Annotated in this window: 15 protein-coding genes; 14 read left to right on the forward strand and 1 reads right to left on the reverse strand. The window is 47.2% G+C overall.

Annotated elements, in window-relative coordinates; genetic code table 11:
- Window positions 1-97: 97 nt before the first annotated feature.
- The 3 genes from RB160_RS10775 (at window position 98) to RB160_RS10785 (ending at window position 3,709) form a co-directional block, all read left to right on the forward strand.
- A complete protein-coding gene (locus RB160_RS10775; RefSeq protein ID WP_316570281.1) occupies window positions 98-1,102 on the forward strand; it encodes an ABC transporter permease in 1,005 nt (334 codons plus the stop codon).
- A gap of 18 nt (window positions 1,103-1,120) precedes the next feature.
- Window positions 1,121-2,020: a nickel transporter permease gene (gene nikC, locus RB160_RS10780; RefSeq protein WP_316570282.1), complete on the forward strand. Its 900-nt coding sequence runs from the start codon at window positions 1,121-1,123 to the stop codon at window positions 2,018-2,020.
- Window positions 2,021-2,668: 648 nt separating this feature from the next.
- Window positions 2,669-3,709: a nuclease-related domain-containing protein gene (locus RB160_RS10785; protein WP_316570283.1), complete on the forward strand. Its 1,041-nt coding sequence runs from the start codon at window positions 2,669-2,671 to the stop codon at window positions 3,707-3,709.
- A 102-nt stretch (window positions 3,710-3,811) separates the two neighbouring features.
- On the opposite strand, the gene RB160_RS10790 is transcribed toward RB160_RS10785, so the two are convergent.
- Entirely contained in the window at window positions 3,812-4,969 is a 1,158-nt protein-coding gene (locus tag RB160_RS10790) for a metallophosphoesterase (protein WP_316570284.1), read from the reverse strand.
- A gap of 178 nt (window positions 4,970-5,147) precedes the next feature.
- Between RB160_RS10790 and RB160_RS10795 the strand changes: the two genes are divergently transcribed.
- The 11 genes from RB160_RS10795 (at window position 5,148) to RB160_RS10845 (ending at window position 16,687) form a co-directional block, all read left to right on the forward strand.
- Complete coding sequence (locus RB160_RS10795) at window positions 5,148-5,705, forward strand: GNAT family N-acetyltransferase (RefSeq protein WP_316570285.1); 558 nt, start codon at window positions 5,148-5,150, stop codon at window positions 5,703-5,705.
- Window positions 5,706-5,771: 66 nt separating this feature from the next.
- The gene (locus RB160_RS10800; RefSeq protein WP_316570286.1) at window positions 5,772-6,149 is read left to right on the forward strand and encodes a VOC family protein; all 378 of its coding nucleotides are present in this window, start codon (window positions 5,772-5,774) and stop codon (window positions 6,147-6,149) included.
- A 57-nt stretch (window positions 6,150-6,206) separates the two neighbouring features.
- Window positions 6,207-7,178, forward strand: coding sequence for a glycerophosphodiester phosphodiesterase family protein (locus RB160_RS10805; RefSeq protein ID WP_316570287.1), 972 nt, complete (start codon window positions 6,207-6,209; stop codon window positions 7,176-7,178).
- A gap of 234 nt (window positions 7,179-7,412) precedes the next feature.
- Window positions 7,413-8,450, forward strand: coding sequence for an N-acetyl-gamma-glutamyl-phosphate reductase (argC, locus tag RB160_RS10810; RefSeq protein WP_316570288.1), 1,038 nt, complete (start codon window positions 7,413-7,415; stop codon window positions 8,448-8,450).
- 94 nt (window positions 8,451-8,544) lie between these two features.
- Complete coding sequence (argJ, locus tag RB160_RS10815; RefSeq protein ID WP_316570401.1) at window positions 8,545-9,747, forward strand: bifunctional ornithine acetyltransferase/N-acetylglutamate synthase; 1,203 nt, start codon at window positions 8,545-8,547, stop codon at window positions 9,745-9,747.
- 39 nt (window positions 9,748-9,786) lie between these two features.
- Window positions 9,787-10,593 carry an acetylglutamate kinase gene (gene argB / locus RB160_RS10820; protein WP_316570289.1) on the forward strand — a complete coding sequence of 269 codons (807 nt, stop codon included), beginning with the start codon at window positions 9,787-9,789 and terminating at the stop codon, window positions 10,591-10,593.
- Complete coding sequence (locus RB160_RS10825) at window positions 10,583-11,770, forward strand: acetylornithine transaminase (protein WP_316570290.1); 1,188 nt, start codon at window positions 10,583-10,585, stop codon at window positions 11,768-11,770. The genes argB and RB160_RS10825 overlap by 11 nt, the downstream gene beginning before the upstream one ends.
- A gap of 116 nt (window positions 11,771-11,886) precedes the next feature.
- Entirely contained in the window at window positions 11,887-12,858 is a 972-nt protein-coding gene (gene argF, locus RB160_RS10830) for an ornithine carbamoyltransferase (protein ID WP_316570291.1), read from the forward strand.
- Between the two features lie 67 nt (window positions 12,859-12,925).
- Window positions 12,926-14,137 carry an argininosuccinate synthase gene (locus tag RB160_RS10835; protein ID WP_316570292.1) on the forward strand — a complete coding sequence of 404 codons (1,212 nt, stop codon included), beginning with the start codon at window positions 12,926-12,928 and terminating at the stop codon, window positions 14,135-14,137.
- A gap of 139 nt (window positions 14,138-14,276) precedes the next feature.
- On the forward strand, window positions 14,277-15,650 hold the full coding sequence (argH, locus tag RB160_RS10840; protein WP_316570293.1) for an argininosuccinate lyase: 1,374 nt from the start codon (window positions 14,277-14,279) through the stop codon (window positions 15,648-15,650).
- Window positions 15,651-15,811: 161 nt separating this feature from the next.
- Window positions 15,812-16,687: a carbon-nitrogen hydrolase family protein gene (locus tag RB160_RS10845; protein ID WP_316570295.1), complete on the forward strand. Its 876-nt coding sequence runs from the start codon at window positions 15,812-15,814 to the stop codon at window positions 16,685-16,687.
- Window positions 16,688-16,691 lie beyond the last annotated feature (4 nt).

The following is a 16,691-nucleotide window of genomic DNA, read 5'->3' on the forward strand; positions in this document are numbered from 1 at the left end:
TACACAATGTCTAAGTTAGTTCCTAGCCCGATATGAATCAGCTTGAAAGAAACGGCAAGAACCTTTTTGGAAAAAAGAAAAGAGGAGGTGCGGAAGGATGTTGACATATTCCATAAGGCGAATCGTATCACTCATTCCCGTCCTTATCGGAATGACCCTTATCGTTTTTGCAATCATACATGCTATTCCAGGTGATCCTGCCCAGGTCATTCTTGGGCAAAGGGCGACTAAGGAATCCATTGAAGCGCTGACTGCCCAGCTTGGATTGGACCGGCCATGGTACATACAGTATTTTGACTATCTTAAATCCCTCTTCCAGGGGGATTTGGGGACTTCACTAAGGACAAGGGGCCCGATTAACCAGGAGATTTGGCCATATCTTGCCGCAACCGCAGAGCTGGCGTTCGCGGCGATGGTCATCGCGGTCATTATAGGGGTGAATGCAGGCATTGTTTCCGCCTGGTACTCGAATTCATGGTTTGATTATGCGGCGATGGTGATTGCGCTTGTCGGTGTGTCTATGCCCATTTTCTGGCTTGGCTTGATGGGGCAATGGCTTTTTTCAATCGAACTCGGGTGGCTTCCGACAACCGGCAGGGAAAATGTAAGGGATCCAATAACGGCAATAACGAATTTTTATTTGCTGGATACATTGCTCCAAGGGCGGTTCGACCAATTTGTTGTGGCGGCAAGGCATCTTATGTTGCCGAGTATGGCACTTGCAACCATTCCGATGGCTATCATTGCAAGGATGACAAGGTCTTCGATGCTTGAAGTGATGAAATCGGATTACATCCGTACGGCCAGGGCTAAGGGATTGCCAATGTTTTGGGTCGTCTACAAGCATTCCTTGAAAAATGCCGTCATTCCGGTAATGACGATTATCGGGCTTCAGACAGGACTTTTGCTTGGTGGCGCCATCCTGACAGAAACGATATTCGGCTGGCCGGGAATAGGACGTTATTTATACGATGCAATCAGTTATCGCGATTACCCTGTCATCCAATCCGGGATTTTGATTATCGCCGGGATCTTTGTATTGATCAATCTAATCGTCGATCTTTTATACGCATTTGTTGATCCGCGCATCAAATACAATTAAGGATGGGAGGGAAAGAACGTGGCAGAACTGGCAAAACATACGGGCAACATGCCGCCTCAAGCATTTGAAGAGGATGTGGCATCCCCCTGGAAGGAAGCGTGGCATTCGTTCCGGAAAAACAGGCTCGCGCTTATAGGGCTTTTTATTGTACTATTCTTTATTGTCATTGCGGCTTTCGCCCCTTTAATTGCTCCATACAGTTTCCGGGATCAAGTTCTGGCGGACAGGTTTTTGCCTCCATCCGGAAAACACTGGTTCGGGACGGATGACTTTGGAAGGGATATCTTTTCGAGGATTGTTTATGGTGCACGGATTTCCTTGTGGGTTGGCTTTTTCTCCGTATTGGCCTCGGCGATAATTGGAACATTTTTAGGAATCATCGCCGGATATTATGGGCGCTGGGTGGATGGGCTAATCTCCCGCTTATTTGATATCCTGCTTGCATTTCCGAGTATCCTTTTGGCAATCGCGATTGTCGCAATCCTTGGCCCGTCGCTCCGGAACGCGCTTATAGCGATTGCAGTCATCAACATTCCCAATTTCGGGAGGCTTGTCCGGTCGAAGGTACTCAGTGTAAAACAGGAGGAATATATCATGTCGGCAAAGGCGGTCGGGATGAAGGACAGCCGCATCTTGTTCAGGCATATCCTGCCAAACAGTGTGACGCCTGTAATCGTCCAGGCAACACTTGCGATTGCGACCGCTATCATTGAAGCGGCAGCGCTTGGCTTCCTTGGATTGGGAGCTCAGCCGCCGGCACCAGAATGGGGAAGAATGCTTGCGGATTCGAAAAACTATTTAATGCATGCTCCCTGGACCTTGTTTTTCCCCGGTATGGCAATCATGCTGACTGTCCTTGGCTTTAACCTTATGGGGGACGGGCTTCGCGATGTACTTGATCCGAAAATGAAAAATTGATGCTGGAGGCCATATTAACGGCCTCCTTTTTCATGGTTAAGGAAGCTTTAATGCGATTGGGGGAAGTTTTTTCCAACAGGTTTCGTTCACAATGGTGTTGCATGTGGGTTGCGGAGGGGCCAGCTATGTTTAAAAGCGTGTGCAGCGATTTGGGCGAGGTTTTTTCCAGCCGGGTTTTCATTCACAAATGGTTTTGCATGCGGGTTGCCGAAGGGCCGGCTGGATTGAAGAGCGTGTGCAGTGATTTGGGCGAGGTTTTTTCCAACAGGGTTTTCGTTCACAAGGGTGTAGCTTGCGAGTTGCCGAAGAGCCAGCCAGTATAATTGGCAGATGCCCTTTTTGGAAGTGATTGGTCTTAAAAAACTGCAGTTCGTTCACCTGTTGCCACCTTGGCAGTGTGGTTAACCAAGAGGCGGCCTGCTGTAAATGTGGCTGAAAAGTGACAGTTTTCGATATCCAGGCTGAAATTTTCGATAAGTACAAAAAAGTGGGGGATAAATTCAATAAATTTTCGATAAGTGGTCCGAAACTTTCGATAACTTTTCCAAAACGCAAATCCGCAAAAATATTTCATCACCCGACAGTCAAATTCGGCAGGTTTTTACAAAAAATGCTAGAATAGGAACAGATAGAAAGGAGGAAACGAGGTTGATTGCATTGGAAAGAGTAATTCCACTTATTATTTTGATGCTAGAGGCACTATTAAGGAGGCTGCCGAGCGGCCATTCAAGGAGAAAGGAGGTTGAGGAGTCGTTACGGACCCAAAAAGCGGGGTACAACGGTGAAAAATCGGTTGATTATTACCTTAATTTCCTCGACAAGGAGAAATTCATGATTTTTAAAGGATTACGCCTCAAAAACAACGGTTTCTCTTTTCAAATTGACACGCTTTTAATTACACCGTTCTTCGTGTTGATCCTGGAAATCAAGAATTGGGGCGGCGAAATCCATTTTGATAAGAATTTTTGCCAGGTTTTTCAGGAGAAGGAGGGTAAAACAACCTTATATACTAATCCGATTTCCCAAGCCAGACTGCAGACACTAAGATTAAGAGAATGGCTCAAAAAAAATAATTTCTCCGACATTCCCATCGAATTTCTGGTCGTTATGAGCAACAATTCCTCAAAGTTAAAAGCAGATCCGGGTTACTACGAAGTTTTCAAAAAAGTCATTCATGAAATACGCCTGGTTGAAAAAGTTTCTGAAATCGAAAAGCAGCATAGGGAAGAATATTTATCATTAAATGAATTCAAAAAGCTTAAAAAGAACATCCTCTCAAAGCACACACCACACCGTCCTGACATTCTTAAAAACTTCACTATATCCACTACAGAAATCCTTCCTGGAATCCATTGCTCCACATGCCTTTCATTTTCAATGAAGCTTCATTACGGGAGATGCCATTGCAGTCAATGCGGGAATACCTCGGTAACGGCTCATCTGGAAGCAATTAAGGACTACTTCCTATTAATTTCACCAAATTTAACAAATTCCGAATTGCAGCGATTTTTAAAGCTGGATAACGATAAAAAAGCATACTGGATCCTCACCTCCATGAATCTCCCCTATACCGGCACAAAAAGAGGCCGCGTCTACCACGAGCCCCCAAAATGGCAAGCCAACACCAAGTCCCACAAAGTGATTAAAAGTTCCCAAAATGGCAGAGAACAATATAGTAGATTGCCTTGAAAGGAGATGAAACATGCTGAATAACATGCGGGTTAAGAGATGTATTTCATCAATTTAAAGCGGAAGTAAAGTACAGGGAAAAAGAAAGGAGCCCCCTCACGGTCAGAGGATGGCTCCTTCATTTTTGTTGTAATCCGGTTCGGCTTCTTCAGCAAACATCACATCGATTTCGATAATCTCCGAGCGGCTCCCCAGCCTAAGGGGCGGGCCCCAAAAGCCAAATCCCGATGAGACAATCGTATGCATGTCCCCTTTTCGCAAATAGCCCCAGTCAATCTCAAATAATTTTCTCGTTATGTAATGGTTGGGTGCCATCTGGCCCCGGTGCGTATGGCCGCATAGCAGAAGATCGACGCCATTTTTGGCTGCGATTGAAACCTCGGCTGGTTGATGGTCCATCATAATAATTGGCATGGACGGGTCTGCTGTGGCCAAAAGGTCATTCAGTTTTTGGCGAAATTTATCAGTTTTATCCTTCCTGCCGGCAAGGAAAAATGATTCATCAATTTCTACAACTTCGTCCTGAAGGATTTGAATGCCGGACTTGTCCATTTCCCGAACAAACTCCGGGATGGCCCTTCCATAATATTCATGGTTGCCAAGTACTCCGTAAACGCCAAGTGGGGCGGATAACTCCTTTATCACTTCACCCATTTTTTTGCGGATGAAAGGTTCCGGGTCATCCTCAATAATGTCACCAGGCAAAAGGATAATATCCGGCTTGATCCCATTCGCTTTTTCAACTAGCCTACGGAGATGGGCAATCCCGGATAAATTGCCAAAATGCATATCCGAAGCCATGGCGATTTTCAGCTTTTTGCGCCCACCGGCCTGTTTTGGAATGGTAATGGAATACTTTCTGACAACCGGGCTGTAGGCGTTAAAAGTGCCGTAGACGAAAATGGCTGAAAAGGCAGCAAGCACAAATAGGCCTGTCCAAAAAATAGCCTTACTGGAGGGAAGGCCAGTTTCAATTAGAATATATCCAGCAAGGTTCGCGGGCGGCAACAGGAGAAGCGCATATTGCAAGATGCCAAACCAGTAAGAACCAATTATTGTGAAAATCGGCATCCTGAACTTCGCCCTTCCCAAGAGATAGGAGAAAGCCAGTATGAAAACAATTGCACCATACAGCGGGGCGGGAAGCATTGGCGATCCGGCTGAATCAAGCCAAATCCAGCCATTCCAGCCGATATATAAAACTAGCAAGGAATAGATGATAAAAAAGATTGCAAAACCAGCAATCATCCTAAACTTCATGAAGCCGCTCCTTTCTTAGGGGAAAACTCTAAAGCTAGTATACTCATTATTGCCTGAAAAAGCTTCCTCAACATGACCGGAAATACATCTATGCAGAAATGGCGTTTAGGTATATAATTGGTGAAATTAATTTGGAAGAAATTAACCGGAAGGACAAGTATGAAAGGAAGCGAGAGGCATGGTCCCTATTTTAAAAGAGTTTCCCTGCGAATTTGAGACTGAGAGATTACTGATTAGGCTGCCGAAACCTGGTGACGGAAAGGCGGTATTTGACGCAATTCAGGCATCTATTCAGGAATTAAAGCCATGGATGCCGTTTGCCAAAATTGAACAAACCGAAGAGGATGTGGAAGCCAACATCCGGGAGGCATACGCAAAATTCATCAAAAGGGAAGACCTGAGGCTGCTCGTGTTCGACAAGCAATCTGGAGTGCTAATAGGTTCATCCGGCCTTCACAGGATTGATTGGAGTGTTCCGAAATTCGAAATTGGCTACTGGATTGACAGTCGGTACAGCGGAAAAGGTTATATGACAGAAGCTGTCCAGGGAATTTTTGATTTTGCTGTTTCACAACTTTCCGCTAAAAGGATTGAAATTCGTTGTGATTCCCGGAATGTGAAAAGCAGGGCGATTCCTGAACGATTGGGTTTTCAATTGGAAGGAATCCTGAGAAACGACGTTCTTTCCGTTGACGGGGATTTACGTGACACATGCGTATTCGCCAAAATAATGTAGCCACTTTATGATGCCACTCCTGTATGCTATACTGCTTGAGAAACATTTGAACGGGAGGTTACAGTGATGAGAAGTGCAAGCCCATATGTTCTAGTAGATAACTGCCAAGAGGCAATCGAGTTTTATCAGGGGATTCTTGGCGGAGAAGTAAAAGTGCTGAACGAACACGCAGGAAACCTACTCCACGCCGAGCTTCATTTTGGAAACGGCTCTTACATCCATTTTGCATTCAAATTCAAGCAGGAACCAGTTTCTGGCGATATGGTTAGGATTATTCTTACCTGTGATTCAGAGGAAGAAATCAAAAATGTCTATGCTGCTTTAAGTGAAGGCGGGAAAGTAACGGTTGAACTGCAGGATACTTTCTTTGGCGCGCTCCATGCCCAGGTAACCGATAAAATCGGTATCAACTGGGCAATGAACTATTTTAAACAGCAGGGGTAAGATTGATGAAGGCATTGTCCAGTTGGCTGGCAATGCCTTTTTTCTAAGGGGGATTTTATGAAGAAGCGCAAGGCTGGAAGGCGAATGGCCATTTTTTTGGCGATACTGTTTCTTTTCATTTTCATAAACAATACATCCATCTTCAGTGGCAATAAAATAGGGAAATCAAAGCTCCTTGCCCACAGGGGGGTGGCCCAGACGTTTGATATGGCTGGCATCACGAATGAGACGTGCACGGCAGAACGGATCTACCCGCCCGAGCATAGATACCTGGAAAACACAATCCCTTCAATGGAAGCTGCTTTTAAAAACGGTGCCGATGTAGTTGAACTGGATATCCATCCAACGAAGGATGGAAAGTTTGCAGTGTTCCATGACTGGGAGCTGGACTGCAGGACGGACGGGGCAGGCGTGACAAGGGATTTTACAATGGAAGAGCTGAAAAAGCTGGACATCGGCTATGGCTACACTGCTGACGGTGGAAAAACTTTTCCATTCAGAGGGAAGGGCATTGGGCTAATGCCCTCGCTAGATGAAGTGTTAAAACAGTTTCCAGATAAAGATTTACTGATTCATATCAAGAGCAATGATCCTGAGGAAGGGAAAATGCTCGCCGATTATTTGCGGAGTTTTCCAGAGGGAAGGTTTGGGCAGCTAACGGTATATGGAGGGGACGAACCGATTGCTTCTCTTAAAGAAGAGATCCCTGATTTGAGAGTTATGTCTAAGGCTACAATGAAAAGCTGTCTTCTTCCTTATATAGCGGTTGGCTGGACAGGCTATGTACCGAAAACATGCGAGCGGACACAGGTTCACATCCCTGAAAAAATCGCGCCATGGCTTTGGGGCTGGCCTGGGAAATTTGCGAGCCGAATGGAAGATGCAGGAACGAGGGTTGTCCTTGTAGCCGGCGATGGAGGTTTTTCGGAGGGATTTGATACACAGGAAGATATGGAACGGATACCGGACAGTTTTCGGGGCTGGATTTGGACAAACAGGGTTGATACGGTTACGAAGTTTTTAAAATAGCAATATTCTAGAAGGAACGGGCTGCGAATTGGCGGCCTGTTTTTTTGTGTCGGCTTTACTCGTAAAGGTCAAATTTATATATTTTTATACAATGAAATGAATATTACTTATCCTTCATATCCAATTATTAGGGATAAACGCCCATTTATCAGAAAGATTTTAATTTTTTTCAAAAGACTACTTGCATAATTATGAATATGTAATTATAATAATTCAGTATTGGAGGGATGAAGTGTGAAAGCAGCGATTATTGGTGGAACGGGATACAGTGCACTTGAATTGATTCGGCTCATAAACAAACATCCGCATTTGGAGTTGGGGCCGATCGTTTCCAGTTCGAATGCAGGAACTGTATTCAGCGAAGTTTTTCCGCATGCAGCAGGAACAATTGACAACAGGATGACAAGTTTTGATGCGGAAAAGATTAGCAAGGAAGCAGAAATTGTGTTTCTTGCAGTCCCATCAGGCATCAGCAAAACACTCGTCCCAGAACTTACGGCATACGGGGTCCGGTGCATTGATTTATCTGGGGACCTCAGGCTTACTTCACCGGATGCCTACGAAAAGTGGTACGGCCATTCACCCGCTGGCGAGGAAATAATCGGCCAGGCGGTTTATGGATTAAGCGAAATTTATAGCGATAATATAAAGAATTCGAGAATCATAGCAAATCCAGGCTGTTACCCGACGGCTTCCCTATTAGGGCTGCTGCCTATTATAAAAAGTGGGCTTGCGGACTTGCAGTCTATCATTATTGATGCAAAATCGGGTGTTTCAGGAGCGGGAAGGGGCGTATCACTTGGCACACATTTTTCCGAGGTGAACGAAAACATTAAAGCTTACAAGCTTGGTTCCCATCAGCATATTCCTGAAATTGAGCAAATCCTTTCGAAAGAGGTAGGTACGCCGGTACTAGTAACATTCACCGCACATCTCGCCCCGATGACGAGAGGCATACTTGCGACGTTATACGTTAATCTGACGGAATCCATCTCATTGGATGAAGTTAGGAATCTTTATACTGAGTACTACGGCAGCCATCCTTTTGTACGGGTACGGCCTGAAGGGAATGTTCCGTCGACGAAAGAAGTGGCCGGAAGCAATTTTTGTGATATCGGGCTTTATTTAGATGAAAGGACGAACAGGCTGACCATTGTCTCTGCAATCGACAATCTCATGAAAGGGGCCGCGGGCCAGGCCATTCAAAATGCGAACCTGATGAATGGCTGGGATGTCCGGGCTGGCCTTGAAGATATTTCGTTTTATCCGTAAAGAAACCATGAAACAACGGAAAAAACCATTTTATTAAAAAAATTCCGAATGGAAAGAGGGGAACAAGCAAGTGCAGGCAACAGTGAGCGGGAAAATGGGTTCGGAAGAAAAGGGCATTTTTCTTTTGCCCAAAGGATTTAAGGCAGGAGGACTGCACTGCGGCATCAAGAGGAAGCGCCACGATTTAGGCTACATTGTATCGGAGGTCCCTGCTGTTGCAGCAGGCGTTTATACAACGAATAGTTTCCAGGCGGCGCCTCTTGCGGTTACGCAACGAAGCATTGCTATTGAAAACAAAATCCAGGCGCTAATCGTGAATTCAGGGAATGCCAATGCTTGCACAGGGAATCAGGGAATGCAGGATGCGTATGAAATGCAGCAGCTGTTCGCTGGAAAGCTCGGCATCGGGAGCCATCTCGTCGCTGTTACATCAACAGGGGTCATCGGCGAGCTGCTTCCAATGGATTGCATCCGCAAAGGTATAGATACAATCCTTAATCCGGAATTTGAAGGGCCGGCAGAGTTTCAAAAAGCGATTTTAACAACAGACACATGCGTGAAGAGTGCTGCTGTAGAAATTAATATAAACGGTAAAACCGTTACAATCAGCGGGGCGGCAAAGGGCTCGGGAATGGTCCATCCGAATATGGCCACGATGCTCGCCTTCGTCACTACCGATGCCAATATTGAACAGGCAGCTTTGCTATCAGCTTTGAAGGATACATCGAATAAAACATTCAATATGATAACGGTCGATGGGGACTCCAGCACGAATGACATGGTCCTCGTCATGGCAAACGGCCTAGCGGGGAATGAAGCCCTGAATGAGGCACACCTCGACTGGCTGGCATTTGCCGACGGCCTGAAGGTAGTTTGTGAATCGCTCGCAAAACAAATCGCCCGCGATGGCGAGGGGGCGACTAAGCTTGTTGAGGTAAAAGTGGTTGGTGCAAAGAGCCTTGAAGATGCAAGGGCAGTGGGCAAAACAATCATCTCATCGAACCTTGTAAAGACGGCGATTTACGGCCAGGATGCAAACTGGGGAAGGATTGTCGCGGCAATCGGCTATAGCGGCGTTCCAGTGATCCCGGAAAATGTTGCAGTCTCAATCGGTTCTTACCCTGTTTTCGCAAACGGCTTGCCGCTTCCTTTTTCAGAAGAGGAGGTAAAGGCGTATCTCGGCGGAACCGAAGTTGATATTTTGGTCGATCTGAACCAGGGTGATGCGGTAGCGTCGGCTTGGGGATGCGACCTTACGTATGATTATGTGAAAATTAACGCATCGTACCGGACCTGATGTCCAGACTGGAATTTTGCGAAAAAATGGGGGAAAAGGATGGGCTTCTTGGTAATTAAGTGTGGCGGAAGCATTATGGAAGATATGCCGCAAACATTTTATGAAGATATTGTCGCGTTAAAGCAGTCGGGCGAATGGTCGCCAATCATTGTGCATGGCGGCGGCCCACTGATTACGTCACTTCTCGCGAAATTGGATATCAAAACCGAATTTGCAGAGGGCTTAAGGATTACGAGCAACGAGGTGTTGGATGTAGCCGAAATGGCGCTGAGCGGATTGGCCAATAAACAACTAGTCCGGAACATTGGAATCGCCGGCGGCAGGGCAATCGGAATCAGCGGTACGGACGGAGGGCTCCTGGAAGCGCGGCCGGCGGAAAATGCGGGCATTCTTGGCTTTGTCGGGGAGGTATCGAACGTGCAAACATCGATAATCGAGCACCTTGTGGAAGGTGGCTTCATCCCGGTCATTTCCCCAATTGGAATGGATGGAACCGGACAGAGATACAACATAAATGGTGATACAGCCGCAGCTGCGGTTGCAGCCTCACTCGGGGCAAACCTTTGTTTTATAAGCGATATCCCCGGCATCCTTGTTGAAAAAGAAGGGGAAAAAGTGAAACTGGACGCAGCCACCCCAGCCGAAATTGATGGATTGATTGCATCTGGCCAAATTTGGGGCGGGATGATTCCCAAAGTAAAGGCCGCGGTCAACGCGCTTAATTTTGGAGTAAGAGAGGCGGCAATCATTAATGGCCTAGAGCCAGGGAGCTTGCTTTCATACGCCCATGGGGAAACTCAGGGAACGAAAATAACCGTAGAACAGGAGGCCATCCATGGCAACTAATAGTACAGCAGAACAAGTATCGGCGCTCATGCAAACGTATAGCCGATTCCCAATCTCCCTTGCCAAAGGGAAGGGGAGCCATGTGTGGGATACAGAAGGGAACAAATACCTTGATTTCACATCTGGAATTGCGGTATGCAATCTCGGCCATGTTCCCGACGAGGTGAAAAATGAGGTTCAAAAGCAGTTGGATCAATTATGGCATTGCTCGAACCTTTATAATATTCCGGCCCAGGAAGAGCTGGCCAAACTTCTTGTTGAAAACAGCTTTGGGGAGCAGGTGTTTTTTTGCAACAGCGGGGCTGAAGCGAATGAAGCGGCAATCAAGCTTGCGAAAAGATACGCGCGGAAAATAAAAGGGAACGATTCGCCCGAAATTATTACTTTCAGGCAGTCATTCCATGGCAGGACAATGGCGACACTGACCGCAACCGGACAGGAAAAAATCCAAGATGGATTCAGCCCGCTTCTTCCGGGCTTCCGCTACCTGCAATTCAATGACATGGCTTCACTCGGCGAAATTAGGGAGAGCAATGCTTGTGCAGTCTTGCTGGAGCTTGTCCAAGGAGAGGGAGGCGTCATTCCCGCGAATCCGGCCTGGGTGAAGGAACTCGAGGCGATTTGCCGGGAAAAAGGCATGCTGCTCATGATTGATGAAGTCCAGACTGGGATTGGCAGGACTGGACCATTGTTCGCATATGAACAATACGGAATCGTGCCGGACGTCATTTCACTTGCGAAAGGGCTTGGCTCCGGTTTCCCGATTGGAGCGATTATTGCCGGAAAAGAAGCCGCGAAGGGATTTGAACCGGGAAGCCACGGCAGTACATTCGGCGGCAACCCGCTTGCTGCAACAGCCGGACTGGCGACAGTAAAAGCAGTGCTTGATGGCGCAATCTTGGAGAAAGCAGCCGGTCTTGCAAGCTACCTGGATGAAGGCCTTGCCGAATTGAAAGCAAAGCATTCGGTTGTAAAGGAAATCCGTGGGCTTGGCCTTTTGAAGGGTATAAAAATTGATGGAAATGCCCTTGATATTGTAAAAACGGCAATGGGCGAAGGGCTGCTCATTCTGACGGCCGGCCCTGATGTAATCAGGATCCTCCCGCCGCTCACTGCTTCAAAGGAAGAAGTGGACCAGTTCCTGGACATTTTAGACAAAGTTTTAAACAAATTTTAAGCGTTTTGTAAAAGCAATTTTGCCAATGGGGTTTTTATAAATTAGTAATGAATCTCCCGGTTTTAAGTCCGTACATGCCAAGACGGCCGGGAGTTTCTAAAACGGAGGGGAACAACATGCTGAATGCAATCAGAAAGGGAGAATCATTCGTACCAAATTTAAAGGGGAAGGATTTCTTGCGGCTGGCGGACTTTTCACAGGAAGAAATTGGCTGGCTGCTTGAAACGGCTGTCCAGCTGAAGAAGGCCCAAAAGCAGGGGAAACCACAGCCATTCCTAAGCGGAAAGGTCCTCGGGATGATTTTTGAAAAATCATCCACCCGGACTCGTGTGTCATTCGAAGTGGGCATGATGCAGCTCGGCGGCCAGGCGATCTTTTTAAGCACAAAGGACATTCAGCTCGGGCGCGGCGAAACCATTGCAGACACAGCGAAAGTCCTCTCCCGGTATGTTGATGCGGTAATGATCCGTACTTTTGGGCACGAGCGAATTGAAGAATTTGCCGAGCATGCATCAGTTCCGGTCATCAACGGGCTGACCGACCTCCATCACCCGGCCCAGGTAATGGCCGACCTGCTAACGATTTACGAAAACAAAGGGTATCTTGAAGGCCTGAAGCTCTGCTATATCGGCGACGGGAATAATAATATGGCCCATTCCCTCCTGGAAGGGTCAGTCAAAATGGGTATGCATATCAGCATTGCGAGCCCAGCAGGTTATGAGCCGAACAGCTCAATTGTGAGCCAGGTGGAAAAAGAAGCAGGCTTGTCAGGAAGCAATGTTTTAATAACTGAGGATCCACGTGAAGCGATTTCCGGAGCCGATGTTGTCGTTACGGATGTCTGGACGAGTATGGGACAGGAAGAGGAAGCAAAGGAACGCCTGGCAACATTCGCCCCTTTCCAGGTGAATGAAGAACTTTGTAGCCTTGCAAACAAGGATTATCTCTTCCTTCACTGCCTGCCAGCCCACCGCGGCGAGGAAGTGACCGAAGGCATCATCGATGGCCCTCACTCCGTCGTGTTCGACGAAGCCGAAAACAGGCTCCACGCCCAGAAAGCCATCCTAAAAGCGTTGCTTGTGGGATAACAGTGCGTCAACGATAAGTTTTTTTAAAAAACAACTGAAAAATATAACCAACTAAAGAGGTGCAGACATGGCAAAAGAAAAAATTGTTTTGGCATATTCGGGCGGATTGGACACATCCGTCTCCGTTAAATGGATCCAGGAAAAATACGGGTACGACGTAATCGCGCTCGGCCTCGATGTCGGAGAAGGCAAGGATTTGGAAGCTATCCGCACGAAAGCGCTGAATGTCGGGGCAATCAAGGCCTACATGATTGATGCGAAAGAGCTTTTGGCAAAAGAATACATCGTCCCTGCCCTGAAGGCCAACTGCCTGTATGAAGGGAAATATCCGTTATCTTCGGCATTGTCAAGGCCACTCATCTCAAAATTGCTCGTTGAGGTTGCTGAAAAAGAAGGAGCGTCCGCCGTGGCCCATGGCTGCACAGGAAAAGGAAACGACCAGGTCCGTTTCGAGGTATCCATCCAGGCGCTGAACCCTAACCTGAAGGTTGTTGCTCCAGTACGTGAATGGGGAATGACGAGGGATGAAGAAATCAAGTATGCTCAGGAAAAAGGGATTCGGATTCCAGTAGACCTAGACAATCCGTTCTCAATCGATGCAAATATTTGGGGACGTGCGTGCGAGGCCGGCGTTCTTGAAGATCCTTGGGCAGAGGCGCCTGAAGCGGCTTTTGATTGGACGAATCCAATTGAACTCACGCCGGATGCGCCGGAATATATTGAAATCGATTTTGAAAAAGGCGTGCCAACCGCATTGAATGGCGAGCAGCTGCCGCTTGTCGAGCTAATCGAAAAGCTGAATGAGATCGGCGGAAAGCATGGCATTGGCCGTATCGACCATATCGAAAACCGCCTTGTCGGCATCAAGTCAAGGGAAGTGTACGAAAACCCAGCAGCACTAATCCTGATCCAGGCGCACAAGGAGCTGGAATTCCTGACTTTGCCGCGCGAAGTAACACAATTCAAGACGCAGGTCGACCAGCAGATGGCAAAAATCGTTTATGAAGGCCTTTGGTACTCGCCGCTGAAAGCCGCGCTTGATGCGTTTGTAGACGAAACACAGGAAGTTGTGACCGGTACAATCCGTGTCAAACTTCATAAAGGGACACATATGACTGTTGGCCGCAAATCGCCATACAGCCTGTATAACGAAGAGCTTGCGACTTATTCGAAGGGCGACGCGTTCGACCATCTTGCAGCAGAAGGCTTCATCAAAATTTGGGGCTTGCCGACAAAGGTTTATTCCCAGGTGAACAGCAAGCAGTCCGTCCTGAAATAATATTTTGCCTAAAAAAACCGCCGAAGGGAAATAGGTTCAATTTTAAACAGTGATTGAATGGACGGAATATAAACTATTAAACTTGCGGCTTCCTCTGAATAAAAAGGGGAGCCCGCATGTATCATCAGGAGGCAGGCTTATGTCAAAATTATGGGGCGGCCGCTTTACAAAAGAGACTAATAAATTGGTTGAAGAGTTTACCGCTTCAATTTCTTTTGATAAAAAGCTGGTCGAGGAGGACATCGAAGGTAGCCTTGCCCATGCTAAAATGCTGGGCGAGTGTGGAATTATCCCAATGGAGGACGTCGAGAAAATTGTTGGCGGGCTCCACAAAATCCGTGAGATGGCCAAAAACAACGAGATTGAGTTTTTAATAGAAGATGAAGATATTCATATGAATGTCGAGAAGAAGCTGATTGAACTGATCGGCCCTGTTGGCGGGAAGCTGCATACGGGCAGAAGCCGGAATGACCAGGTCGCAACCGATATGCACCTGTATCTCAGGACCAAGACGAATGAATTGATTGGCCTTGTTGAAAATGTCCAGGAAGCGATTGTCGAGAAGGCAAATCAGCATATTAATACGCTGATTCCCGGCTATACCCATCTGCAGCGCGCCCAGCCAGTTTCATTCGCGCATCATTTAATGGCGTATTTTTGGATGTTTGAGCGGGACAAGGAAAGGCTCAAGGATAGCCTGAAACGCGTGAACTGGATGCCGCTGGGATCAGGGGCCCTCGCTGGGACAACCTTCCCGGTCAACCGGGAGATGACGGCCGGGCTGCTTGGTTTTGAAACGATTTACCCAAACAGCATGGATGCGGTAAGCGACAGGGACTTCATCCTCGAATTCCTATCGATTGGTTCTATTATTATTACCCATATATCAAGGCTTTCCGAAGAACTGATCATCTGGTCGAGCCAGGAATTCCGTTTTGTTGAGCTCGACGATTCTTTCTGCACAGGATCAAGCATCATGCCGCAAAAGAAAAACCCGGATGTCCCGGAGCTTTTACGAGGAAAAACAGGCAGGGTATACGGGAACCTTATCGGCCTCTTGACCGTGTTGAAAGGCTTGCCGCTTGCTTATAATAAGGACTTGCAGGAAGACAAGGAAGGCATGTTTGATACGGTTGAAACGCTGGAAGGCTCGTTGAAGCTTCTCGCACCAATGATCGAAACAATGAAAGTGAACGGTGAAGTCATGCGCCAGGCGCTGAACGAGGATTTCTCGAATGCGACCGATATCGCGGATTATCTCGCTGCAAAAGGAATGCCGTTCCGCGAAGCACACGAAGTGATTGGGAAAATAGTCCTTTACTGCATCCAGAACAACAAATACCTTCTTGAATTAACCATGGACGAATACAGGTCATTCAGTGAACTCTTCCACGGCGACATCTACAAAATCCTTACCCCTGAACACGTCGCCGGTGCGCGCAACAGCTACGGAGGAACCGCCCCGGACCAAGTTCAAAAACAAATTCAGCTTGCCAAAACCTTTCTGGCCTAGTAAGTAGCATTTGTGGGTGTCAGGCACCGCAGTGGAACATTTTTGTCCCACTATGGTGCCTGGCACCTTTTTTGGCTCTTTATGGTGCAAAACGGTATCGGTTTTGCGCGGAATAAGGCATAATATAGGAAATCATTTATTGGATAGGAGGAATTTTTCCTATGAAGCTAAGAGTTTCTGCGGTTCAGTATCATCTTCATACAATCTCTTCTTTTGAGGAATTTGCGGCTCAATGCGAGCATTATATAAAAACAGCAGAGGAGTTTGGAGCAGAGTTTGTCCTTTTTCCAGAGTTTTTCACCACCCAGCTCCTTTCAATCGGAGACGGTAAGGGCAAGGCACTGACAATCAATGACTTGCCAGGTTTTACTAAACAATACCGGGAGCTGTTTGCCTCCTTCGCTAAACAAACCGGCATGCACATCATCGGAGGCACCCATGTAGTCGAAAGGGGAGGCAAGCTGTATAATACCGCCCATTTATTTTACCCGGATGGAAGGATTGAAGAGCAGGCCAAGCTTCATATCACTCCAACCGAGGTTCATGAATGGAATATGGAGAAAGGCGACAGCTTCCGTATTTTTGACACAGAAAAAGGCAAAATTGCCATTCTTACATGCTATGATATCGAATTCCCTGAAATCGTCCGCATGGCCAAGGCGAAAGGCGCCGATGTAATTTTCTGTCCTTCATGCACCGATGACCGCCACGGCTTCCACCGTGTCCGCTACACAAGCCACGCAAGGGCAATCGAAAACCAGGTGTACGTTGTCTTGACCGGGACAGTCGGAGCGCTCCCGACAGTCGATTTCATGCGCCTGAATTTTGGCCAGGCTGTCGTGATTACCCCGAATGACATTCCTTTCCCGCCAAAAGGGCTCATGGTTGAAGGTGAAATCAATGATGATATGATTGTGACCGCAGATTTGGATCTTGAACTATTATATGAAGTCCGCGAACGTGGATCTGTGACAACATGGCGCGACCGGAGGACCGACCTATACGTGGATTGGGAAAAAACTGAATCGGAAGGGTGAGGAG

The organism is Neobacillus sp. YIM B06451 (assembly GCF_032667185.1).
Classification (GTDB): Bacteria; Bacillota; Bacilli; order Bacillales; family Cytobacillaceae; genus Bacillus_D.